Raw genomic sequence first — 21,265 nt, 5'->3', positions numbered from 1 at the left:
CGGGGCGTTGCCCTCCCCCAACCCCTCCCGCCTACGGGAGGGGAGAAAAAGGCTACGTGAAGAAAACGCCTTTCCCTCCCTCGCACATCGTGTAGCGGACGCGCCATGACCGACACTCGCACCATCTTCGGCATCGACTTCGGCACCACCAATTCGGTCATCGCGCGGGCCGATGCAGGCGAGTCGCACCTCGTGCCGCTGATAGGCCCGAACGGTACCGACCCCGTCTTCCGCTCGGCGCTGTGCTTCTGGGAAGATGACGGCATCGAGGTGGAGGCGGGCCCCTGGGCGATTGCCGAATATCTGGAATTTCCGGGCGGCAGCCGGTTCATCCAGTCGTTCAAGTCGGTCGCCGCCTCTCCGGTGTTCGAGCACGCGACCGTGTTCGACAAACGCTATCGCTTCGAGGAGCTCGGCCGCGCGTTTCTCGACCGGATGGCGGCGCGCAGCGGCGGGGTGCTCGACGGCAAGGCGGCGCGGATCGTCGTCGGGCGACCGGTCGAATATGCCGGGCACCGGCCCGACGAGGCACTCGCCCGCCAACGCTATGACGCGATGTTCGCGCGGCTGGGGGTGGAAATCCATTATGTCTACGAACCGCTGGGCGCGGCGTTCAGCTATGCGTCGCGTATCACCGAGCCGGCGACCGTGCTGGTCGCGGATTTCGGCGGCGGCACCAGCGACTTTTCGGTCGTGCGCATCGCCGCGCCGGGTGCCGAGCGTCGCTGCGAACCGCTCGGCCATGCCGGTGTCGGCATCGCGGGCGACCGGTTCGACCAACGGCTGATCGACCATCTCGTCCTGCCGTTGCTGGGGGCGGGCGGGCAATATCGCTCGTTCGACAAGGTGTTGGAGATTCCGCGGGGGTTCTTCGCCGATTTCGCCGACTGGTCGCGCCTGGCGTTGATGCGCAATCGCAAGACGCTGGCCGAACTCGAAAAACTCCGCCGCGCCGCGCTCGACCCCGACGCGATCGGGCGGATGATCGCGATCATCGAGGAGGAGCAGGGATACCGGCTTTACGACGCGGTCGGTCGGGTGAAGCGTGACCTGTCGGCGGCCGAGGAGGCTCGTTTCCGGTTCGAGGGGGGCGGCCTGTCGATCGAGGCGGACGTGACCCGGGCCGATTTCGAGTCATGGATCGCCCCCGATCTGGCGCGGATCGAGCAGGCGGTCGACCGGGCGCTCACCACCGCCGGGACCGAGGCAGGCGCGATCGACCGGGTGTTCCTGACAGGCGGCACCTCTCTGATGCCCGCGATCCGGCGGATGTTCGAGACGCGGTTCGGCGGCGGGAAGATCGCGACAGGTGGGGAACTCACCTCAATCGCGCATGGGTTGGCGTTGATCGGCGAGCAGCCGGATATCGGGGCCTGGGCGGTGTAAATCCCGACGAAAAAGCCCCGCCCGTAAACGGGAGGGGTTTGGGGAGGGCATGGCCACGGGTGCTGGTCTCGGTGAGACTCTATGCCCTCCCCCATCCCCTCCCGCTTGCGGGAGGGGAGCGTCATACGGATAGGGTTTAGCTCAGAACCCCTTCTTCAGCGTCACGAACCACTGACGCGGTGCGCCAGCCAGCAGGGTCATCAACCGGCCTTGCGGATCGCTCGCGACGAAGCCGCCGCTTCCGATGGTCGAGATATAGCGCTTGTCGGTCAGGTTGGTCACGCTGCCCTCGATCGAGAAGCCGCCCCATTCCGCCGGGAAACGATAGCCGATGCTGGCGTCGACCAGCACCCGGCCCTCGACCGACTGGTCGTTCAGATAGGTGTAATAGCGCTTCGACATATAATCCGCGCCGACCCGGCCGAAGAACCGGCTGTCGTCATAGACCAGCTCGCCCTTCACCATGTTCTGCGGCGTATCAACGACGTACCGCCCCTTCTCGGCCAGCAGATTGCCCGAGCCGTCGCGCACCGTCTGCTGATAGGTGGCATGGTTGTACGAATAGCTGGCCAGCGCCGAGAAGGCCGGGGTCAGGCGGTAGAAGGCCGAAACCTCCGCGCCATAGCTTTCCACGCCGCCGACATTGTTCAGCGTCGGCGGAAGCCCCTGGATCGCGGTGCCGATCGAATAGGTCAGCAGACGGTCGGAGAAGTCGATATAATAGCCGACCGCCGACAGTTGCAGCCCGCCGGTGCGATAGCGGACGCCGCCTTCCGCCGTCTTCGACTTTTCCGGACGCACGGTGTTCGCCACCGCATTGAACGCGACCTGTGGGATCGAGAAGGGCGGTGCGGTCGCGGCGGCGATGAAGGCGCGCATATTCTCGGTATAGCTGGCAAAGACTTCCGCCTGATTGCCCAGGTGCAGCACCACGCCGATCTGCGGCAGGAACCAGTCCTGGCTCTTGATCCGGCCGCGCGCCAGCGTGCCCGCGAGCACATTGGCCTGGTTGCGCACCCGCATCCCCTTCCAGCCGCCATTGATGGTCAGCTGGCCGATATCGAGCGTGTCGCCGACCGAATATTGCAGCGTCTCGGTATCATACTTGCCGTTCCACGTCGTCGACATGGGATTGCTCTGGAAATCCAGCGCGTTGCGGTTCGGCGTCGCGGTGTCGGTCATGCCATAGAGGCGACGTGCCTGATGCAGCGTATTGCTCTCATACCAGCCGGTCAGTTCCAGCTTGTTCGCACCGGTGGTCAGCGCCAGCTTGGCGATGGTGCCGGCGCGGTCCAGGCTGTATTCGGTCGTGCGGAAGGTCAGCGGCGCGGGATTGGTGATCGGCGTGCCATCGGCATTGGGCGCGCCGAGCTGGGTGGGGTTATAGGGCGTGATCCACGACCCCTGCCCCTTGTTGCGATGATAATAGCTGGTCGAGGTCAGCGACAGGCTGTCGGTCAGCTTGGCGTCGAAAGTGATCCCGCCCAAATAGTCGCGACGAAGCCCCGCCGCGTCATAATAGCCATCGTCCAGGCCGACATTCTGCGGATAGGACAAGCCCAAGCTCGCATAAGGCGCACTGAAACCGTTCAGCGAGCCATTGGCGTTCAGATAGGCGGCGGCCGCATTTTGGTTGCTGTAAATCTTGGCGAACTGAACCGCGAGCGGGTAATCGTTGCTGATATTGTCGTTATAAAAGCCGCGACGCTTGATGATATCGAGGCTCAGGTCCTGATAGTCGTTCTCGCGGCGATCGGAGAAATTGAAGAAGCCGGTGATCGAACCACGGTCGCCGAAATCCTTGACGATCTTGGCATTGGCCTGATGCTGGCGCTGGCTGCCGAACCCCTTCCACTTGTCGGTGGTGAGATAGGCATAGCTGAGATAACCCTTCAGCCCGCCGCCTAGATCGCCGCTGTCGGCGCGGACGAAGGCGCGGATCGTGTCGTTGCTGCCATAGGTGCCCGACGCGGCGATCCCGGCGGTTTCGGACGGCGCGCGGCTGGTGAACTGGATGGTGCCGCCCAGATTGCTGGTCGAGGCGGTGCCGAGCGCGCCCGCGCCCTGCGCCACGCTGGTCGACGCGATGTTCTCGGAAATGATCGCGCGGCTGATGTGCAGGCCGTTGGTCGGACCATAGCTCATATCGCCCAGCGGCACGCCGTCGAGGGTGAAGCCCAGCTGGTTCTGGTTGAAGCCGCGAAGCGAGATGCGGGTCGACCATTCATAGGCGCCGAACGGATCGGATGCCTGGAAATTGACGCCGGGCAGCTTGGAGATCGCCTTGAGCGGCGAGGTGCCGGGCGTCAGCCGGTCGAGATCGGCGGCGGTGATCGTCTGGACCTGACGGCTCTGGCCGAAGCCCAGCACGACGACATCGCCCGAACTTCCCGCCTGATCGTCGGTGGGAGCAGCGGTCGGATCGGCGACGACCGGATCGGCACTGCCGGTCACGGCGGCCTGCGCCGGCAGGGTTTGCGCCGCGACGCCGGGCGCGATCAGCGCGACCGTCGCGACACCGATCAGATACTTCACCATGATTTTGCCCCCAATGGCTTTGTTAACCCAATGAGGCGGGCGCATGGGGCCGGCACGTGACACCGTGGCGACAGCGTAATGACCGGTTTGTGACGGCCTATTGTTGTGGCTTCGCGGTCACGGGCCTGTTCCGGGATGACAGGGCATGCGGGGACGTTGGCGTGGCGGCGGAAGATCGGTGTCGGGCAAGGACCGATCGACATTCAGGCAGCACAATCCTTATTCCTCCCCTGCAAGGAGTGGCAGGTGGATTGCCTCCCAGGCAATCCAGATCATGCTGGGGGCATGATCGACCTGCCACTGGGGACCATGCGAAGCATGGTGGAGGGGTGTAACCCGCCGTGAGCTTGGTCGGCTCGGACACCCCTCCGTCAGGCCTTCGGCCCGCCACCTTCCCTTCCAGGGGAGGAATAGAGTGAATGTCGATCCCGCCTAGAGCGGGATGACATGGAGTCGACCCGAGCCGAGCCCCTCCCCTTCAGGAGCATCAGGTAAACCGCGTCCCACGCGGTTTAGATCAGGCTGGGAGCCTGATCGACCTGATGCTGGGTTGGGGTGGGGCATCGCCCCAGACCCCGCATTTGTGGAAGCGCCCCACCCCCGGCCCCTCCCCTGAAGGGGAGGGGTGGATCAACCTGATGTCATCCCGCTCTAGGACTTCGGGCCGTCCATAACGAAAGGGGCGAGCATCCTGCGATGCCCGCCCCCTTTGGTCCGTCCAGCGAAGCGTGATCAGATGTGGATCGGCTTGCCCTGCACGGCCATGGCGGCTTCCTTGAGTGCCTCGGCATGGGTGGGATGCGCGTGGCAGGTATAGGCGATGTCTTCCGACGTCGCGCCGAATTCCATCGCCTGCGCGGCCTGGGCGATCATCGTGCCCGCCAACGAGGAGATGATCCACACGCCCAGCACGCGATCGGTCTTGGCGTCGGCGATGACCTTCACGAAGCCGTCGGTGTCGCGGTTGGTCTTGGCGCGGCTGTTGGCGGCGAACGGGAACTTGCCGACCTTCACCTCGCCCTTTTCCTTGGCGGCTTCTTCCGACAGGCCGACACCGGCGATCTCGGGCATGGTGTAGACGACGCTGGGGATGACGTCATGGTTCACGATGCCGGTCTGGCCAGCGATGTTCTCGGCCACCGCGACGCCCTCGTCCTCGGCCTTGTGCGCCAGCATCAGGCCCGGCGCGACGTCACCGATCGCCCAGACGCCGTCGACATTGGTCGCGAAGTCATGGTCGATCTCGACCTGGCCACGACCGTTCAGCTTCACGCCAGCGGCCTCCAGGTTCAGCCCGTCGGTGTTGGGCTTGCGGCCGATCGCGACCAGCACGGCGTCCGCCGACAGCGTTTTCGCCGCGCCGCCTGCCGCCGGTTCGACCGAGACGGTCGCGCGGTCGCCCTCGACGGTGACGCCGGTCACCTTGGTCGAGGTCTTCAGCTCCATGCCCTGCTTCTTGAAGAGCTTGGCCGATTCCTTGCGGACCTCGCCATCGAAGCCGGGCAGGATCTGGTCGAGATATTCGACGACCGTGACCTTGGCACCCAGACGCCGCCAGACCGAACCCAGCTCCAGGCCGATCACGCCGCCGCCGATGACGACGAGATGTTCGGGCACCTTGGGGAGCGCCAGCGCGCCGGTCGAGTCGACCACGACCTTCTGGTCGATCTCGACGCCCGGCAGCGGGGTCACGACCGAGCCGGTCGCGATCACGATGTCGCGCGCGGTGACGGTCTGGTCGCCGACCTTGACCGTGCTCGAATCCTGGAACGCGGCCTTGCCCTTCAGCCAGGTGACCTTGTTCTTCTTGAACAGATACTCGATGCCGCCGGTCAGTTCGCCGACCGCCTTGGCCTTTTCGGCGTGCATCTGGTCAAGGTTGAGCTTCGCCCCCTCGATCTCGACACCGAACTTGGCGAGCGCACCGTGCGATGCTTCCTCGAACAGCTCGGAGGCGTGGAGCAGCGCCTTGGACGGGATGCAGCCGACATTGAGGCAGGTGCCGCCCAGCGTCTCGCGCGCCTCGGCGCATGCGGTCTTCAGGCCCAGCTGCGCCGCGCGGATCGCCGCGACATAGCCGCCGGGGCCGGCCCCGATCACCAGGACGTCATAGTCATACTCAGCCATTTGTCTCTCCCGTTCCCCGGCGTCTGGGGTCCAGCCTGCGGGCGCACCCGCCTTTACACAGCACGGACGGACCCTCGCGGTTGCGAGGGCCCGTATAGATCACGAAACGATCAGAGGTCGATCAGGATGCGGGTCGGATCCTGGATCGCGTTCTTCAGCGCGACGAGGAAGGTCACCGCCTCGCGGCCGTCGATGATGCGGTGGTCATAGGACAGCGCCAGGTACATCATCGGGCGGATGACGATCTGGCCGTCGACGACGACCGGGCGCTCCTCGATACGGTGGAGGCCCAGCACCGCCGACTGGGGCGGGTTGATGATCGGGGTCGACATCAGCGAGCCGAACACGCCGCCGTTCGAGATGGTGAAGGTGCCGCCCTTCATCTCTTCCATCTTGAGCGTGCCGTCCTTGGCGCGCTTGCCGAAGTCGCCGATCGTCTTTTCGATACCCGCAACCGTCAGGTCCTGCGCATCGCGGATGACCGGCACGACCAGGCCGTTCGGAGCCGAGACGGCGACCGAGATGTCGGCATAGTCGTGATAGACGATCTCATCGCCCTCGATCGAGGCGTTGACCGAAGGAATGTCCTTCAGCGCCATCGTCGCGGCCTTCACGAAGAAGCCCATGAAGCCCAGGCGGACGCCGTGCTTCTTCTCGAACAGGTCCTTGTACTTGGCACGCGCCTCGATCACCGCGGTCATGTCGACGTCGTTGAACGTCGTCAGCATCGCGGCGGTGTTCTGCGCTTCCTTCAGGCGCTTGGCGATCGTCTGGCGCAGGCGCGTCATCTTCACGCGCTCTTCCTTGCGCGCCGAACCGGCGGGGGCAGCAGCCGGAGCAGCGGCGGCAGGCGCCGGGGCGCTCGACTTGTTGGCGGCGGCGGCGGCGACATCTTCCTTGGTGATGCGGCCGTCCTTGCCGGTGCCCTTGATCGTCGACGGGTCGAGACCATGCTCGAGCACCGCACGACGCACCGACGGTGACAGCGCGGCGGGCGAGTCGCTCGACTCGTCGGCAGCCGGAGCAGCCGCGGGAGCCGGAGCAGCCGCCGGAGCAGCCGTCGCGGCAGGGGCTGCCGCTTCGGTCTTCGCCGGGGCCGAGCCACCGGCATCGACGGTCGCCAGCAGCGCGCCGACCTGCACCGTGTCACCGACCTTCACGGCATGCTCGCCCATGACACCCGCCACCGGCGAGGGCACTTCGACCGAGACCTTGTCGGTCTCAAGGCTCGCGATCGGCTCGTCGACCGCCACCGCGTCACCCGGCTGCTTCAGCCATTCGCCGAGCGTCGCTTCGGAGATCGATTCGCCCAGCACCGGCACCAGAACTTCAGTCGCCATTTCCATTTCCTCCACCCGGTCCTTCGACCGGGGTTCTTACGCGGGCGGGCAAAACGCCCGCGCCAGATTTCATCCCTCCCCGGTCCCGCGAAGGACCGGGGCACTCATCGATCGATCAGTCCGCCGCCGCCGTGGTCGGCTTGGCGGTGGTGTTGCTGCCCTCGGCGCGCGTCCGGCGGATTTCCTCGCGGACATTATGGCCCAGCGCATCGGCGACCAGCGCGCCCTGCTCGGCGGTGTGGCGCTTCATCAGGCCGGTGGCGGGCGATGCCGCCGCCGTGCGACCGGCGTAACGGGCGCGCTTCACCGAAGCCCCGGCCTCGGCCAGCGCCTCCTCGATCAGCGGCTCGACGAAGAACCAGTAACCGTTGTTCTTCGGCTCTTCCTGCGCCCAGACCACGTCCTGCAGCTTGGGCATGGCCGCGATCCGCTTCGCCAGCGCATCGCTGGGGAAGGGATAGAGCTGCTCGACGCGCACGATCTGGGTCGTGGTGTCGCCCGCCGCGTCGCGCGCCTCGATCAGGTCATAGGCGACCTTGCCGGTGCACAGGACCAGACGCGTGGTTTCCGCATCCGGCGCGCCGTTGGTGTCCGACAGCAGGCGGCGGAAGTGGCTCTCGCCCTGGAAATCCTCGGCCTTCGACACCGCCAGCTTGTGACGCAGCAGCGACTTGGGCGTAAAGACGATCAGGGGCTTGCGGAAATTGCGGTGCATCTGGCGGCGCAACAGGTGGAAATAGTTGGCCGGGGTGGTGCAGTTCGCGACCTGGATATTGTCGTTGGCGCAGGATTGCAGGAAGCGCTCGGGACGCGCGGAGCTGTGCTCCGGCCCCTGCCCTTCATAACCATGCGGCAGCAGCATCACGAGGCCGTTGGCGCGCAGCCACTTGGACTCGCCGCTCGTGATGAACTGGTCGATCATGATCTGCGCGCCGTTGACGAAGTCGCCGAACTGGGCCTCCCACAGCACCAAAGTCTTGGGATCGGCCAGCGCATAGCCGTACTCGAAGCCCAGCACGCCGTACTCGGACAGCGGGCTGTCCAGCACCTCGAAGCTGCCATGCTCGACGGTCTTCAGCGGCACATACTTGTGCTCGTCGGTCTGGTCGACCCAGACCGCATGACGCTGCGAGAAGGTGCCGCGACCCGAATCCTGGCCCGACAGGCGCACGCCATAGCCTTCCGACAGCAGCGAGCCGAAGGCCAAAGCCTCGCCGGTCGCCCAGTCGAAATTCTCGCCAGTGGCGAACATCTGGCGCTTGGCATCCAGCACGCGGTTCAGCGTCTTGTGAACCTGCAAGCCTTCCGGGATCGTGGTCAGCGTGCGGCCGATCGCGTCGAACAGCTTCTTGTCGAGGCCGGTCTCCACGTTACGGCGACCCTGATCACTCTCCTTGGGCGCCGACAGACCAGACCAGCGACCGGCGAACCAGTCGGCCTTGTTGGGCTTGTAGCTCTGCCCCGCCTCGAACTCGCCTTCGCAACGGGTGGTGTACTGCTTGATATTCTCGTCGACCCAGGCCTGGTCCACGACACCCTCGGCGACGAGGCGCTTCGAGTAGATTTCGCTGACACCGGGGTGCGAGCGGATCTTGTTGTACATCAGCGGCTGGGTGAAGCCCGGCTCGTCGCCTTCGTTGTGACCGAAGCGGCGATAGCACCACATGTCGATCACGATGTCGCGGTGGAACTTCTGGCGGAATTCGATCGCCATCTTGGTGGCGAAGGTCACCGCCTCGGGATCGTCGCCATTGACGTGGAAGACCGGCGCCTGGACGCCCTTGGCCACGTCCGACGGATAGGGCGAGGAGCGCGCGAACTGCGGGCTGGTGGTGAAGCCCACCTGGTTGTTGATGATGAAGTGGATGCAGCCGCCCGTGTTATAGCCACGGATGCCCGAGAAGCCGAGGCATTCCCATACGATACCCTGCCCCGCGAACGCCGCGTCGCCATGGATCAGCACCGGCACCGAAGCCGAGTGATCGGTCAGGTCGTCGGCGATGGTCTGGATCGCGCGGGTCTTGCCCAGCACGACCGGGTTCACCGCCTCCAGGTGCGAGGGGTTGGCGACCAGCGACATATGGACCTTGTGGCCGTCGAACTCGCGATCGGTCGAGGTGCCCAGGTGGTACTTCACGTCGCCCGAACCGCCGATTTCATCGGGGTTGGCCGAGCCACCGGCGAATTCGTGGAAGATCACGCGCAGCGGCTTGGCCATCACATTGGCCAGCACGTTCAGACGGCCGCGATGCGCCATGCCGAACACGATCTCGCGCACGCCCATCTGGCCGCCATATTTGATGACCGATTCCAGCGCGGGGATCATCGACTCGCCGCCGTCCAGGCCGAAGCGCTTGGTGCCGACATATTTCTTGCCGAGGAACTTTTCCCACTGCTCGGCCTCGATGACCTTGTTCAGGATCGCCTTCTTGCCATCGACGGTGAAGTCGATCGCCTTGTCCTGGCCTTCCATCCGGTCCTGGAGGAAGCGACGCTCCTCCACATCCGCGATGTGCATATATTCCAGGCCGATATTGCCGCAGTAATTCTTGCGCAGCGTGTCGACCAGCTCGCGAACGGTCGCCCATTCGAAGCCCATCGTGCCGCCCAGATACACCTTGCGGTCGAGATCGGCGTCGGTGAAGCCGTGATATTCGGTCTTCAGATCTTCCGGCAACTCGCGCAGGCCCGACAGGCCGAGCGGATCGAGATTCGCCGCGAGGTGACCGCGCACCCGGTAGGTGCGGATCAGCATCTGCGCGCGGATCGCGTCGCCCGCCGCCTTGACGATGTCGGCGGTCGAGGGGGCAGCCGCAGCGGCCGCCGGAGCGGGCTTGCCACCCTTGGCAGGCTTGGGGGCCGGTTCCATCTGGGTCGGGTCGAGGCCCGCCGTCAGATCGTCGGTCGAGGTCAGCGGCCAGCGCTTGTTCTGCCAACTCGGCGCGCCGACGCCCTGCTCCAGACCGTCGAAGAAGCTGCGCCAGCCCGCATCGACCGACGCGGAGTCGGCCTGGTACTTGGCATAGAGCGTTTCGATGAAAGCGGGGCTGACGCCCGCCGCGATTTCGCTGAATTCCTGGCCTTCGTAGCCCATGAGACGCTTCCTCGACCGCCCGTCTTATCAACTATCGCCACCCCGGCACATCCGCCTGGGGTCCGCAGCCGCGAGCGGCCCGCCTGCCGCCACGGACCCCGGCGGTTGTGCCGGGGTGACGCGATACGCCTTACTTGTTCAGCACCGACAACAGGGTCGAGCCGAGTTCCGACGGCGAGGCCGCGACCTTGATCCCGGCCGCTTCCATCGCCGCGATCTTGTCCTCGGCGCCGCCCTGGCCGCCCGACACGATCGCACCGGCATGGCCCATGCGACGGCCCGGAGGCGCAGTGCGACCCGCGATGAAGCCGGCCATCGGCTTCGAACGGCCACGTTTGGCTTCGTCACGCAGGAACTGCGCGGCTTCTTCTTCCGCCGAGCCGCCGATCTCGCCGATCATGATGATCGACTGGGTTTCCTCGTCGGCCAGGAACAGCTCCAGTACGTCGATGAAGTTGGTGCCGTTGACGGGGTCGCCGCCGATACCGACCGCGGTCGTTTGACCGAGACCGGCATTCGAGGTCTGGAACACCGCCTCATAGGTCAGGGTTCCCGAGCGCGACACGACGCCGACCGAGCCCTTCTTGAAGATCGAACCCGGCATGATGCCGATCTTGCACTCGCCCGGCGTCAGCACGCCCGGACAGTTCGGACCGATCAGCCGCGACTTGGAACCCGACAGGGCGCGCTTGACCTTGACCATGTCGAGGACCGGAATGCCTTCCGTGATCGCGACGATCAGCGGGATCTCCGCGTCGATCGCCTCCAGGATCGAGTCGGCCGCGAAGGGCGGCGGCACGTAGATGACCGACGCATCCGCGCCCGTCTTCGACTTGGCTTCGGCGACGGTGTTGAAGACCGGCAAGCCGATATGCTCGGTGCCGCCCTTGCCCGGCGTCACGCCGCCGACCATCTGGGTGCCATAAGCCAGCGCCTGCTGGGTGTGGAACGTGCCGGTCTCACCCGTCATGCCCTGGGTGATGACCTTGGTGTTCTTGTTGACGAGGATGCTCATTCGCTAATCGCCCTTCCACCCCGGCGAACGCCGGGGTCCAGTTGGGAAGACGGTCATGGAAATGCGATCTGATCGTAAAGATCATCCCAGCGGGGATTGAGCTTTTCGATCTCCTGCAACTTCCAGTCCCGTCTCCATTCTTTCATCCGCAGCTCGCGCTGCCGTGCAAATTCCCAGCTGTCATGCGCCTCGTACCAAACGAGAAGATGACAGCCATATCGCTTGGTGAACCCGTCGACGACGCCGTTCCGATGCTCCCAGGCCCGTTTCGGCAGATTAATCGTCGACCCGATATAGATCGTCCCGTTTCGGCGGTTGGCCATGATGTACACATAGGCCGGACCATCCATCGCGCAGGACACCCCCACACTGGCCCCCGGCTTTCGCCGGGGTGGTAGCTCACCCCTTGATTACGCCAGGCTCTCGTCGATGCCCTTGCAGGCGACGAGCAGTTCCTTGACCGCATCGACCGAGACCTGAAGGTTGGCCTTCGCCTCGTCCGACAGCTTGACCTCGACGACCTTCTCGACACCACCGGCGCCGATCACGACGGGGACGCCGACATAGAGATTGTCGATGCCATATTCACCCGACAGGTGCGCGGCGGCCGGCAGGATGCGCTTCTGGTCGTAGAGATAGGCTTCAGCCATCGCGATGCCGCTGGTGGCGGGCGCGTAATAGGCCGAGCCGGTCTTCAGCAGCGCGACGATCTCGCCACCGCCGCCACGGGTACGCTTGATGATCTCGTCGACCTTTTCCTTGGTCGAGAAGCCCATCTCGATCAGGTCGCTGACCGGGATGCCGCTGACGGTCGAATATTCGAGGACCGGGACCATGGTGTCGCCATGGCCGCCGAGCACGAAGGTGTTCACGTCCTTCACCGACACGCCGAACTCTTCGGCGAGGAAGTGCGAGAAGCGCGCCGAGTCGAGCACGCCCGCCATGCCGACGACCTTGTTCGCCGGGAGCCCGGAGAATTCGCGCAGCGCCCAGACCATCGCGTCGAGCGGGTTGGTGATGCAGATCACGAAGGCGTCGGGGGCGTTGTCGCGGATACCCTCGCCGACCGCCTTCATCACCTTCAGGTTGATGCCGAGCAGGTCGTCGCGGCTCATGCCGGGCTTGCGCGCGACACCGGCGGTGACGATGATCACATCGGCGCCCGCGATATCGGCGTAGTCGTTGGAACCCTTGATATTCGCGTCGAAGCCTTCGACCGGGCCGCACTGCGACAGGTCGAGCGCCTTGCCCTGCGGCACGCCTTCGACGACGTCGAATAGGACGATATCGCCCAGCCCCTTGAGCGCGGCGAGGTGCGCCAGCGTACCGCCGATATTACCGGCGCCGATCAGCGCGATCTTCTTGCGAGCCATTCCAATCCTACTCCGTAGTGGACGTACGTGATTGGTCACGCGGCCTACGCCTATTGAGGCGTCGGGGCAACCGCTAATCCACAGAGTTTAAGATTTTAAACGATAATGGTTCGCAAGTGCATTAAGCGTTCATCCCGCCTTCATCCGAGCCATGGCCTTGCGCCAGATAGTCCTCGGAGCGCATCTCTTCGAGACGACTGATCGTACGCTCGAACTCGAACCGGCCATCGCCGGTTTCGTAGAGTTCGGCAGGCTGGGCGTCGGCTGCGGCGAGGAGCTTGACCTTGTGTTCGTAGAGCGCGTCGATCAGTTGGACGAAGCGTGCCGCCTCATTGCGATTCTCCGGCCCCAGCTTGGGGATGCCGACCAGGATGACGGTGTGGAAGCGCCTTGCCACCGCCAGATAGTCCGCCGCGCCCCGCGCCTCGCCGCACAGCCGCTTGAACGAGAAGACCGCCACGCCCTTCAACGCCTTGGGCACATGCAGTACGCGTCCGCCGACCTTCAGGTCTTCGCTGGGCACATGCGCGGCATCCTCGACCGGATAGTCGGTCAGGCGGAAGAACGCCGCCGACAGGGTCATCGTCGCCTTGGGACCATTGGGCACCAGCCAGGTGTCGAGCCGCCCCAGTCGGTCGCGGCGGTAGTCGGTCGGCCCGTTGAGCGCCAGCACGTCCAGCCGCTCCTCGATCAGCGCGATGAAGGGCAGGAAATGCTCGCGGTTGAGCCCGTTCTTGTAGAGGTCTTTCGGCGGCCGGTTCGAGGTGGTGACGATCGTCACCCCCGCCTCAATCAGCGCGGTGAACAGCCGCGACAGGATCATCGCATCGGGGCTGTTGGTGACCATCATCTCGTCAAAGGCCAGCAATCGGGTTTCCTCCGCCAGCGCGGCGGCGACGGGCGCGATCGGCTCACCCGCCTGCTTGGCGCGCTCGGTAGCGATGCGGGCGTGGACCTCCAGCATGAACTCGGCGAAATGGACGCGGCGCTTGGCCTCGACCGCGACATGGTCGAAGAACAGGTCCATCAGCATCGACTTGCCGCGGCCCACATCGCCCCAGAGGTAGACGCCGCGGGGGATCTTCACCGCGCTGGTGGTGAACCAACGCTCTAGGAAATTGGGCTTCTTGCGACTTTCATGCGCCTCGAGCTCGGTAGCCAAGGTTTCGAGACGCGCGGCAGCAGCGGCCTGCTCGGGATCGGGGCGGAGTTCTTCGGCGGCGACCAAGCGGCGATAGGCGTTCAGGATATCGGGCATTGGGGGTGATGTCTGCCCTGGAGTAACCGGCGTCAACCCCCTGCCCTCACCCTTCCGGCGCTTCGCGCCTCCCTCCCTCTCCCGCTGGGAGAGGGAAGGGGCCCGCCCGCGAAAGCGGGTGGGAAGGGTGAGGGCAGGCCCCTCCACCATCGCTTGCGCGTGTGCGAGCTTTGGCTTGCCCCAGGCAAGCCAAGATTGTGCCGGGGGCACAATCTCGCCCGCACACCCCTCCCCAAGCAAGCTTGGGGAGGAAAAAGAAAAGGGGGCCGTTTCCGACCCCCTTCTCGTTTCCATCGAAAGCAACCGGATCAGATGATCCGCTCGGCTTCCATCTTCTTGATCTCGGCGATCGCCTTGGCCGGGTTCAGGCCCTTGGGGCAGACATTCGCGCAGTTCATGATCGTGTGGCAGCGGTACAGGCGGAAGGGATCCTCCAGCTCGTCCAGACGCTCGCCGGTCATCTCGTCGCGGCTGTCCGCCAGCCAGCGATAGGCCTGGAGCAGGATCGCCGGGCCGAGGAACTTGTCCGAATTCCACCAATAGCTGGGGCACGAGGTCGAGCAGCAGGCGCACAGGATGCACTCGTACAGACCGTCCAGCTTCGCGCGGTCGTCCGGCGACTGGAGCCGCTCCTTGCCCGAGGGAGCGGGCGAAACGGTCTGGAGCCACGGCTTGATCGAAGCATATTGCGCGTAGAAATGGGTGAAGTCGGGGACCAGATCCTTGACCACATCCATGTGCGGCAAAGGCGTGATCTGAACGGTGCCCTTCACATCCTCGATCGCGGTGGTGCAGGCCAGACCGTTGCGACCGTCGATGTTCATCGCGCACGATCCGCAAATGCCCTCGCGGCACGAACGGCGGAAGGTCAGCGAGCTGTCCTGCTCCGCCTTCATCTTAATGAGCGCGTCGAGCACCATCGGGCCGCACTCGTCCAGATCGACCTCGAACGTGTCGTAGCGCGGGTTCTGACCCGAATCGGGGTCGTAGCGATAGACCTTGAACTTCTTGATGCGGCCCGAGGTGGTCGCGTTGTGCGTTTCGCCCTTCTTGATGACGCTGTTCTTCGGCAGGGCAAATTCGGCCATGGTCACAAACCCGCTGGATGGGCCGACAGGCTGTCGGCAAAGGATCGCCCCCGCCGATACATGACAGGGGCGCTTGTCGCAAATGTCTTGACCGATTTAAGCGCTGCCTCAGATCACATCAAGCACGAGGCCCAGGTCGCGCGCCTCCTCCGCGTCGATATACCAGTTGCTCCGCGCCTTCTCCTGAAGCGTCTCGAAGGTCACTTTCGACCCGTTGACGATGGCACGAAACCCTTCCTCTTGGATCAGCACCGACTGCTCGATCTCGTGCAGCTTGGCCTTGAGCACGACCGGCAGGTTGGTCAGCGGCCCCGACAGGTCGATGGAGCCCGACATCTGGCGCTCGTGCAACATCAACCGGGTGCCGCGCGTCAAGAAGCGATGCTCGACCGGAAAGGCCGACATGAAGGTCGCCCCCGCCGAATAGACCGCGACCTTGCCCAGGAAGAGCGTCTCACGCCCGGTATAGTCGCGCAGCAACCGGATCGAGTCGCCCATCGCCCGCGCCATTTCGGGGTCGCCGCCCAGCGTGGTGATCGACACCACGAGCGGGCCGTCGGTCGGCGCGGCGGCGAGCTGGTCCTTGAATCCGGCATACATCACCTCGTCGACGGTGCCGTAAAGCTGGATATGGGGCTGGGCGAGCAGCGGGTAATTCACCGCGTTGTTGGGTTGGTCATGCATGGCCGTGCGAACCGGGAGCGCGGGAGAAGGTTCCTTGCGTCGGGGCGTGGCCTTCGACTTCGCTCAGGCTGAACGGCGTTCGTTACCCAGCCCCATCCCCCACTTCCGTTCAGGCTGAGCGAAGTCGAAGCCCAAGGGAAACCCTATCCGCCCTTCGCCCGAGCATAGTCCTGGGTGCCGTGAGTGATCACCTGATCCCCCGGCACGATCTCCGCCACGGGAATATCGGGCATCGCCCTGATCTCGTCGTAAAGCGGCGCGAAGTCCGCCTCCAGCGTCGTCCGCAGCAACGCCTCGAAACTCGGGATCACGAAATAATTCTGCTGGAAGTCGTCGATCCGATACTCCGTCTGCATCACCCGGGCGAGGTCGAAGCCGATCCGGTGGGGACTGGAGTCCTCCAGCGCGAAGCGGCTCTCCGAATAGCTCGACACGATGCCCGCGCCATAGATCCGCAAATCCCCATCCTCGCGCACCAGCCCGAACTCGACCGTGTACCAATAGAGCCGCCCGAGATATTTCAGCGCATCCATGCCCAGCGCCCGCTGCCCACCGCGCCCATAGGCCGCCAGATAATCGGCAAAGACCGGATCGGCGAGCATCGGCACATGGCCGAACACGTCATGGAAGACGTCCGGTTCCTGAAGGTAATCGAGCTGGTCGGGCCGCCGAATGAAATTCCCCGCGACGAAGCGGCGATTGGCCATATGGTCGAAGAACACGTCGTCCGGCACCAGCCCCGGCACCGCGACCACCTGCCACCCGGTCAGCTTCATCAGGCGTTCGGACAGTTCCTCGAAATCGGGAATGCCCGGCCGCGACAGCTTGAGCACGTCGAGCCCGCGCAGATACGCCTCCGATGCGCGGCCCGGCAGCAGTTTCGATTGGCGCGCGAACAGGGTATCCCAGGTCGCATGCTCCTCTGCCGTATAATGCTCCCACCCCTGGGGGATGGTCCAGTCGGCCCCCGCGCCTTCGGGCGGGGCGGCGAGAACATGGGTATCCTGTGCCATGCGCGGAGCCTATCATGAAGATGGTGACATATGAAACCATATCGTGGCGACGGCTGGGCCGGCTTGCAAGGGGTCTGCTGGCCGCGATCGGACTGATCCTGTTCGGTTATTTGGCGATCGGGCTGGCCCTGGGCGCGATCCCCCGCCGGACGGTCGCGATGCCCGCCCCCGGGCCCGACGCCGTCACCATCTTCGTCGAGTCGAGCGCGATCCACACTGCGATCATCGTGCCGAAGCAAGCGGCGGGGGTGGACTGGCGCGACTGGGCTCGCCCCGAAGATTTGCGCGATCCGCGCTATGCGGGCTTTCCCTATCTGGCGATCGGCTGGGGCGAGGCGGGATTCTTTCGCGAGACGCCGCATTGGCGCGATGTGCGACCGGGGACGATCATCCGCGCCGCGCTGGGCAGCGACCGGACGCTGATCCATGTCGACCATCTGCCGCTGCCACGCGCCAATGGCGACGATGTGCGCATGATCCGCCTCTCGCCGCCCGCCTATCGCCGTCTGGTCGCGTTCATCCAGGCGAGTTGGCGGCGGGGCGGGCCGCATTATCCCGGCTATGACGTCTATGACGCCTTCTATGCGGCGAACGGCCGTTACAGCGCCGTCCATAGCTGCAACAGCTGGACCGGCGACGCGCTGGCGGCGGCGGGGGTGCGGATGGGGTGGTGGACACCCTTTCCCTCGACGGTGATGGCATGGCTGTGATCCCGCCGCCCTCCAAGGCGCTCTGGGCCGCCGAACTGCCGCGCGCGCTGTGGATGGGGGCGACGTGGTGGCGGCACCGGGACATGCTCGCCGCCGCGCCGCGGGGGGACGGGCGGACGGTAATGGTGCTGCCGGGACTGGTGAACACCGATGGCGCGACCCTGTTTCTGCGGCGGTATCTGACGGCGAAGGGCTATCGCGTCCATGGCTGGGGGCTGGGCCGCAATCTCGGCGTGCGCAGCGTCGGGCCCCAGGCCGAACATCTGATCGCGCGGATCGAGGCGCTGGCCGATTCGGGGCCGGTCACGCTGATCGGTATCAGCCTGGGCGGGATCATCGCCCGGATGGTCGCGCACGCCCGGCCCGATCTGGTCGCGGGGGTCATCACCATCGCCTCGCCCTATGCGGGCCCGGCACGGGCGACCAATGTCTGGCGCGCCTTCGAGCGGCTGACCGGCGAGCGGGTGGACGATCCCGCCGTCATCGCACGCTCGGCCGCGATCGCGGGGCCGCTGCCCTGCCCCGCCGCCGCGATCTGGAGCCGGAGCGACGGACTGGTGTCGGGCATCATCTGCCGCGACGACTCGGTACCGGCGATCGAGGTCCGCTCCAGCCATTTATGGGTACAGCACCGGCCACAGGTGCTGGCGGCGGTGGCGACCATCCTGGCGGGATGGCCGCCCGTCAGTGGTCAGTAACCGGCGCGGTAGCCGTCATAGCCCTGCTGGCGGGTTGGCCCTGCGGACTCTGCTGGCACTGCTCGGGATGCTTGCGGCACTGCTTCTCATATTCGCGGCGTTCGCGGCCCTCGCGCGCTTCCTGCTTGCGCATCTTGCGGCCGTAATTGCGGTCCGCCTCATCCTGGCTGGTCGTCGTCCAGTCGACCACCTGCCCCGCCGCCTGGAACGGCGCCTTCACGACGCTGGTCACCGTCTTCACGCAGCCCCCGGTCGCGAGCGGCAGGGTCAGGATGGCGAGCTTGAGGACGAGGTGACGCATAAAGGGGCTTTCAATGAGGGCGCAACACGGCGTTGCGCGTTTCTACCCCGATTAGCGGGAAATCGGTGAAGAAACCGTCGATGCCCTGGCCCAGCGCGGCGCGGATTTCGCCCGCGACATCGCCATGCGCCTTGGGATCGCTGCCCCGGCGAAAGGCGGGACGCACGAACTGATTCTCCGCCCGGTAAGTCCAGGGATGGACGCGGAGCCCCGCCGCATGGGCGTCGGCCACCAGATGGGTGGGTGCATCGCCGTTCCACAGCATCGCCTTGTCCGGCCCAATGCCCCAGGCATAGGTCGCAACCTGTTTCAGCCCTTCCGGCGTCATCATCGCGGCATAGCTGGACGCGGCCTTGTCCGCCGGGCCGTCCTCGGCAGCGACGAGCTGGATCAGGCGGATGCCGGTCATCGTCTTCAGATGCTGGAGGTTCTGCACCTCGAACGACTGGATGAAGACCGGTGCGTCCGCCGTAGTCCATCCCGCCTTGGTCAGCGCGGCGACCAGCGGCGCGTCGGTGCCCTTGCCGATGCTCGCGAAATAGGTCGGATGCTTGGTCTCGGGATAGATGGCGATGATGCGGCCCGTCTCCTTCGACCGCTGCTTGGCGAGCGCGATGATCTCCTCCAGCGTCGGGATTTCGAACTGGCCATCATAAGCGGTCGAGCGAAGCTGCGGCAGCCGTTCGCGAGCGCGCAGGGTCTTCAACTCGGCCAGGGTGAAATCCTCGGTGAACCAGCCGGTCTCGCTCAGCCCGTCGATCGTCTTGGTCGTCTTTCGGTCGGCGAATTCGGGATGCGACGCGACATCGGTGGTCCCCGAAATCTCGTTCTCGTGCCGCGCGACCAAATGACCGTCCTTGGTCGGCACCAGATCAGGCTCGATCACATCGGCCCCCTCGCGGATCGCGAGGTCATAGGCGGCCAGCGTGTGCTCGGGCCGCTCCCCGCTCGCCCCGCGATGCGCGATGACGATGGGGGACGACAGCGGCTTGGAACGGTCGGCGGACATGGCCTCACCCTGCCCCATGACGAGTGCTGCGGCAATGAGAGTGGTTCGCAACGGGAAACGCAAGTGATTCATGACGTTTGTTCATCCGACAGTAATCCCAAGGGGATGCCCCGATGCATTTCACAATCAATGGTCAATCGCATGACATCGACGTCGATGTCCGCACCTCGCTGCTCGATCTGTGTCGCGAACATCTGGGGCTGACCGGCTCCAAGAAGGGGTGCGATCACGGACAGTGCGGCGCGTGCACCATGCTGGTCAACGGGCGGCGGGTGAATAGCTGCCTGACGCTGGCCGTGATGCATCAGGATGACGAGATCACCACGATCGAGGGACTGGGCCAGCCGGGCAACCTCCACCCCCTGCAGGACGCCTTCGTCCGGCATGACGGATTCCAGTGCGGCTATTGCACGCCGGGCCAAATCTGCTCAGCGGTGGGGATGCTGGCCGAGGTTGCGAAGGGCTGGCCCAGCCATGTCACCGAGGATCTGGGCCATGCCGAGCTGACGGTGGAAGAAATTTCCGAGCGGATGAGCGGCAATCTGTGCCGCTGCGCCGCCTATCCCAATATCGTCGACGCGATCCGCGAAGTGGCGGGACAGGGCGACCGAAATCCCAATGAGGATGTGGGCCGGGAGGTCGCGGCATGAAACTCTTCGACTATGCCCGCGCCGACAGCATCGGCACCGCCACCCGCGACGGCGCGGTGCCGGGCGCACGCTTCATCGCGGGCGGGACCAATTTGCTCGACCTGATGAAATTGCAGGTCGAGACGCCCGATACGCTGGTCGATATCAGCCGCCTCGCCCTGACCGAGATCGAGGAGCGCGAGGATGGCGGGCTGACCATCGGCGCGCTGGTGCCCAATAGCGACCTGGCGGCCGATGCGCGGGTGATCGAGCGTTACCCGGTCCTCTCCCGCGCGTTGCTGGCGGGGGCCTCGGGGCAGTTGCGCAACAAGGCGTCGACCGGCGGCAATCTGCTCCAGCGGACCCGTTGCTATTATTTCTACGACCCCGCCACCCCCTGCAACAAGCGCGATCCCGGCAGCGGCTGTTCGGCGATCGGCGGCGAGAACCGCATCCTCGCGATCCTCGGCACCTCGGACCAGTGCATCGCAACCCATCCCAGCGACATGGCCGTCGCCATGCGCGCGCTGGAGGCGGTGATCATCACCCAGAAGCCCGATGGCGACCGCCGCCGCATCGGGATCGGCGAATTCTATCGCCTGCCGGGAGCGACGCCGGAGATCGAGACGGTGCTGGCGCCGGGCGAACTCATCACCCATGTCGAACTGCCCCCCGCGCCAAAGGGAAAGCAGACCTATCGCAAGGTCCGCGACCGGGCATCCTATGCCTTTGCGCTCGTATCGATCGCCGGAATCGTCGCGGTCGAGGATGGCAGGATCGCCTCGGCGCGACTGGCGTTCGGGGGGCTCGGCCCCATGCCGTGGCGGAACGAGGCGGCGGAGCAGGCACTGGTCGGGCAGGCCCCCAGCGACACGGCGTTCAACGCCGCCGCCGATGCGCTGCTGGCGGACGCCCGGGGCTATGGCTCGAACGATTTCAAGATTCCGCTGACGCGCCGCACGCTGATCGCGACGCTCCGTGAACTGACGCAGGAGGGCTGAT

General features: G+C 65.3%; 18 protein-coding genes. 5 read left to right on the top strand and 13 right to left on the bottom strand.

The genetic code is table 11. From position 1 onward, the window contains the following. The first annotated feature begins 105 nt into the window (after nucleotides 1-105). Nucleotides 106-1,386, top strand: a complete 1,281-nt coding sequence (locus OXQ33_RS08515) for an Hsp70 family protein (protein WP_267434249.1) — start codon at nucleotides 106-108, stop codon at nucleotides 1,384-1,386. 141 nt (nucleotides 1,387-1,527) lie between these two features. Here the strand turns inward: OXQ33_RS08515 and OXQ33_RS08510 are convergent, their stop codons facing one another. The 11 genes from OXQ33_RS08510 to phhA form a co-directional block, all read right to left on the bottom strand. Further along, complete coding sequence (locus tag OXQ33_RS08510) at nucleotides 1,528-3,924, bottom strand: TonB-dependent receptor (protein WP_267434248.1); 2,397 nt, start codon at nucleotides 3,922-3,924, stop codon at nucleotides 1,528-1,530. A 732-nt stretch (nucleotides 3,925-4,656) separates the two neighbouring features. Continuing rightward, nucleotides 4,657-6,051: a dihydrolipoyl dehydrogenase gene (gene lpdA / locus OXQ33_RS08505; RefSeq protein ID WP_267434247.1), complete on the bottom strand. Its 1,395-nt coding sequence runs from the start codon at nucleotides 6,049-6,051 to the stop codon at nucleotides 4,657-4,659. Between the two features lie 110 nt (nucleotides 6,052-6,161). Beyond that, complete coding sequence (gene odhB, locus OXQ33_RS08500; protein WP_267434246.1) at nucleotides 6,162-7,391, bottom strand: 2-oxoglutarate dehydrogenase complex dihydrolipoyllysine-residue succinyltransferase; 1,230 nt, start codon at nucleotides 7,389-7,391, stop codon at nucleotides 6,162-6,164. 115 nt (nucleotides 7,392-7,506) lie between these two features. Further along, nucleotides 7,507-10,485, bottom strand: coding sequence for a 2-oxoglutarate dehydrogenase E1 component (locus tag OXQ33_RS08495; protein ID WP_267434245.1), 2,979 nt, complete (start codon nucleotides 10,483-10,485; stop codon nucleotides 7,507-7,509). Nucleotides 10,486-10,615: 130 nt separating this feature from the next. After that, nucleotides 10,616-11,500, bottom strand: coding sequence for a succinate--CoA ligase subunit alpha (sucD, locus tag OXQ33_RS08490; protein ID WP_267434244.1), 885 nt, complete (start codon nucleotides 11,498-11,500; stop codon nucleotides 10,616-10,618). A gap of 53 nt (nucleotides 11,501-11,553) precedes the next feature. Continuing rightward, entirely contained in the window at nucleotides 11,554-11,850 is a 297-nt protein-coding gene (locus OXQ33_RS08485) for a GIY-YIG nuclease family protein (protein WP_267434243.1), read from the bottom strand. Nucleotides 11,851-11,910: 60 nt separating this feature from the next. Then, the gene (mdh, locus tag OXQ33_RS08480) at nucleotides 11,911-12,873 is read right to left on the bottom strand and encodes a malate dehydrogenase (protein WP_058715168.1); all 963 of its coding nucleotides are present in this window, start codon (nucleotides 12,871-12,873) and stop codon (nucleotides 11,911-11,913) included. 121 nt (nucleotides 12,874-12,994) lie between these two features. Further along, entirely contained in the window at nucleotides 12,995-14,131 is a 1,137-nt protein-coding gene (gene zapE / locus OXQ33_RS08475) for a cell division protein ZapE (protein WP_267434242.1), read from the bottom strand. A 308-nt stretch (nucleotides 14,132-14,439) separates the two neighbouring features. Then, nucleotides 14,440-15,219, bottom strand: coding sequence for a succinate dehydrogenase iron-sulfur subunit (locus OXQ33_RS08470; RefSeq protein ID WP_267434241.1), 780 nt, complete (start codon nucleotides 15,217-15,219; stop codon nucleotides 14,440-14,442). A 108-nt stretch (nucleotides 15,220-15,327) separates the two neighbouring features. Then, nucleotides 15,328-15,903: an ATP-dependent Clp protease proteolytic subunit gene (locus tag OXQ33_RS08465; protein ID WP_267434240.1), complete on the bottom strand. Its 576-nt coding sequence runs from the start codon at nucleotides 15,901-15,903 to the stop codon at nucleotides 15,328-15,330. A 143-nt stretch (nucleotides 15,904-16,046) separates the two neighbouring features. Next, nucleotides 16,047-16,916, bottom strand: coding sequence for a phenylalanine 4-monooxygenase (gene phhA, locus OXQ33_RS08460; protein WP_267434239.1), 870 nt, complete (start codon nucleotides 16,914-16,916; stop codon nucleotides 16,047-16,049). Between the two features lie 14 nt (nucleotides 16,917-16,930). On the opposite strand from phhA, the gene OXQ33_RS08455 reads away from it, so the two are divergent. Then, entirely contained in the window at nucleotides 16,931-17,626 is a 696-nt protein-coding gene (locus tag OXQ33_RS08455) for a TIGR02117 family protein (protein ID WP_267434238.1), read from the top strand. Further along, on the top strand, nucleotides 17,617-18,324 hold the full coding sequence (locus OXQ33_RS08450; RefSeq protein WP_267434237.1) for an alpha/beta fold hydrolase: 708 nt from the start codon (nucleotides 17,617-17,619) through the stop codon (nucleotides 18,322-18,324). The genes OXQ33_RS08455 and OXQ33_RS08450 overlap by 10 nt, the downstream gene beginning before the upstream one ends. Here OXQ33_RS08450 and OXQ33_RS08445 read toward each other — a convergent pair. Then, a complete protein-coding gene (locus OXQ33_RS08445; RefSeq protein ID WP_267434236.1) occupies nucleotides 18,311-18,625 on the bottom strand; it encodes a hypothetical protein in 315 nt (104 codons plus the stop codon). The genes OXQ33_RS08450 and OXQ33_RS08445 overlap by 14 nt on opposite strands. Nucleotides 18,626-18,635: 10 nt before the next feature. After that, nucleotides 18,636-19,634, bottom strand: a complete 999-nt coding sequence (locus OXQ33_RS08440; protein WP_267434235.1) for a glycerophosphodiester phosphodiesterase — start codon at nucleotides 19,632-19,634, stop codon at nucleotides 18,636-18,638. Nucleotides 19,635-19,747: 113 nt separating this feature from the next. Here OXQ33_RS08440 and OXQ33_RS08435 point away from each other — a divergent pair, with 113 nt between their 5' ends. Both OXQ33_RS08435 and OXQ33_RS08430 read left to right on the top strand, forming a co-directional pair. Further along, the gene (locus tag OXQ33_RS08435; RefSeq protein WP_267434234.1) at nucleotides 19,748-20,284 is read left to right on the top strand and encodes a 2Fe-2S iron-sulfur cluster-binding protein; all 537 of its coding nucleotides are present in this window, start codon (nucleotides 19,748-19,750) and stop codon (nucleotides 20,282-20,284) included. Beyond that, nucleotides 20,281-21,264, top strand: a complete 984-nt coding sequence (locus OXQ33_RS08430) for a xanthine dehydrogenase family protein subunit M (protein ID WP_267434233.1) — start codon at nucleotides 20,281-20,283, stop codon at nucleotides 21,262-21,264. The genes OXQ33_RS08435 and OXQ33_RS08430 overlap by 4 nt, the downstream gene beginning before the upstream one ends. Nucleotide 21,265: the final 1 nt, after the last annotated feature.

It is taken from the genome of Sphingomonas sp. GM_Shp_1 (genome assembly GCF_026540895.1).
GTDB lineage: Bacteria > Pseudomonadota > Alphaproteobacteria > Sphingomonadales > Sphingomonadaceae > Sphingomonas.
Note: the sequence above shows the minus strand (reverse complement) of the source record. Positions and strands in the feature narration are given on the sequence as shown.

Coding starts and splice junctions, on each gene's coding strand:
- OXQ33_RS08515 (WP_267434249.1), top strand. CDS start 106: ATGACCGACACTCGCACCATCTTCGGCATCGACTTCGGCACCACCAAT.
- OXQ33_RS08510 (WP_267434248.1), bottom strand. CDS start 3,924: ATGGTGAAGTATCTGATCGGTGTCGCGACGGTCGCGCTGATCGCGCCC.
- lpdA (WP_267434247.1), bottom strand. CDS start 6,051: ATGGCTGAGTATGACTATGACGTCCTGGTGATCGGGGCCGGCCCCGGC.
- odhB (WP_267434246.1), bottom strand. CDS start 7,391: ATGGCGACTGAAGTTCTGGTGCCGGTGCTGGGCGAATCGATCTCCGAA.
- OXQ33_RS08495 (WP_267434245.1), bottom strand. CDS start 10,485: ATGGGCTACGAAGGCCAGGAATTCAGCGAAATCGCGGCGGGCGTCAGC.
- sucD (WP_267434244.1), bottom strand. CDS start 11,500: ATGAGCATCCTCGTCAACAAGAACACCAAGGTCATCACCCAGGGCATG.
- OXQ33_RS08485 (WP_267434243.1), bottom strand. CDS start 11,850: ATGGATGGTCCGGCCTATGTGTACATCATGGCCAACCGCCGAAACGGG.
- mdh (WP_058715168.1), bottom strand. CDS start 12,873: ATGGCTCGCAAGAAGATCGCGCTGATCGGCGCCGGTAATATCGGCGGT.
- zapE (WP_267434242.1), bottom strand. CDS start 14,131: ATGCCCGATATCCTGAACGCCTATCGCCGCTTGGTCGCCGCCGAAGAA.
- OXQ33_RS08470 (WP_267434241.1), bottom strand. CDS start 15,219: ATGGCCGAATTTGCCCTGCCGAAGAACAGCGTCATCAAGAAGGGCGAA.
- OXQ33_RS08465 (WP_267434240.1), bottom strand. CDS start 15,903: ATGCATGACCAACCCAACAACGCGGTGAATTACCCGCTGCTCGCCCAG.
- phhA (WP_267434239.1), bottom strand. CDS start 16,916: ATGGCACAGGATACCCATGTTCTCGCCGCCCCGCCCGAAGGCGCGGGG.
- OXQ33_RS08455 (WP_267434238.1), top strand. CDS start 16,931: ATGAAGATGGTGACATATGAAACCATATCGTGGCGACGGCTGGGCCGG.
- OXQ33_RS08450 (WP_267434237.1), top strand. CDS start 17,617: ATGGCTGTGATCCCGCCGCCCTCCAAGGCGCTCTGGGCCGCCGAACTG.
- OXQ33_RS08445 (WP_267434236.1), bottom strand. CDS start 18,625: ATGCGTCACCTCGTCCTCAAGCTCGCCATCCTGACCCTGCCGCTCGCG.
- OXQ33_RS08440 (WP_267434235.1), bottom strand. CDS start 19,634: ATGTCCGCCGACCGTTCCAAGCCGCTGTCGTCCCCCATCGTCATCGCG.
- OXQ33_RS08435 (WP_267434234.1), top strand. CDS start 19,748: ATGCATTTCACAATCAATGGTCAATCGCATGACATCGACGTCGATGTC.
- OXQ33_RS08430 (WP_267434233.1), top strand. CDS start 20,281: ATGAAACTCTTCGACTATGCCCGCGCCGACAGCATCGGCACCGCCACC.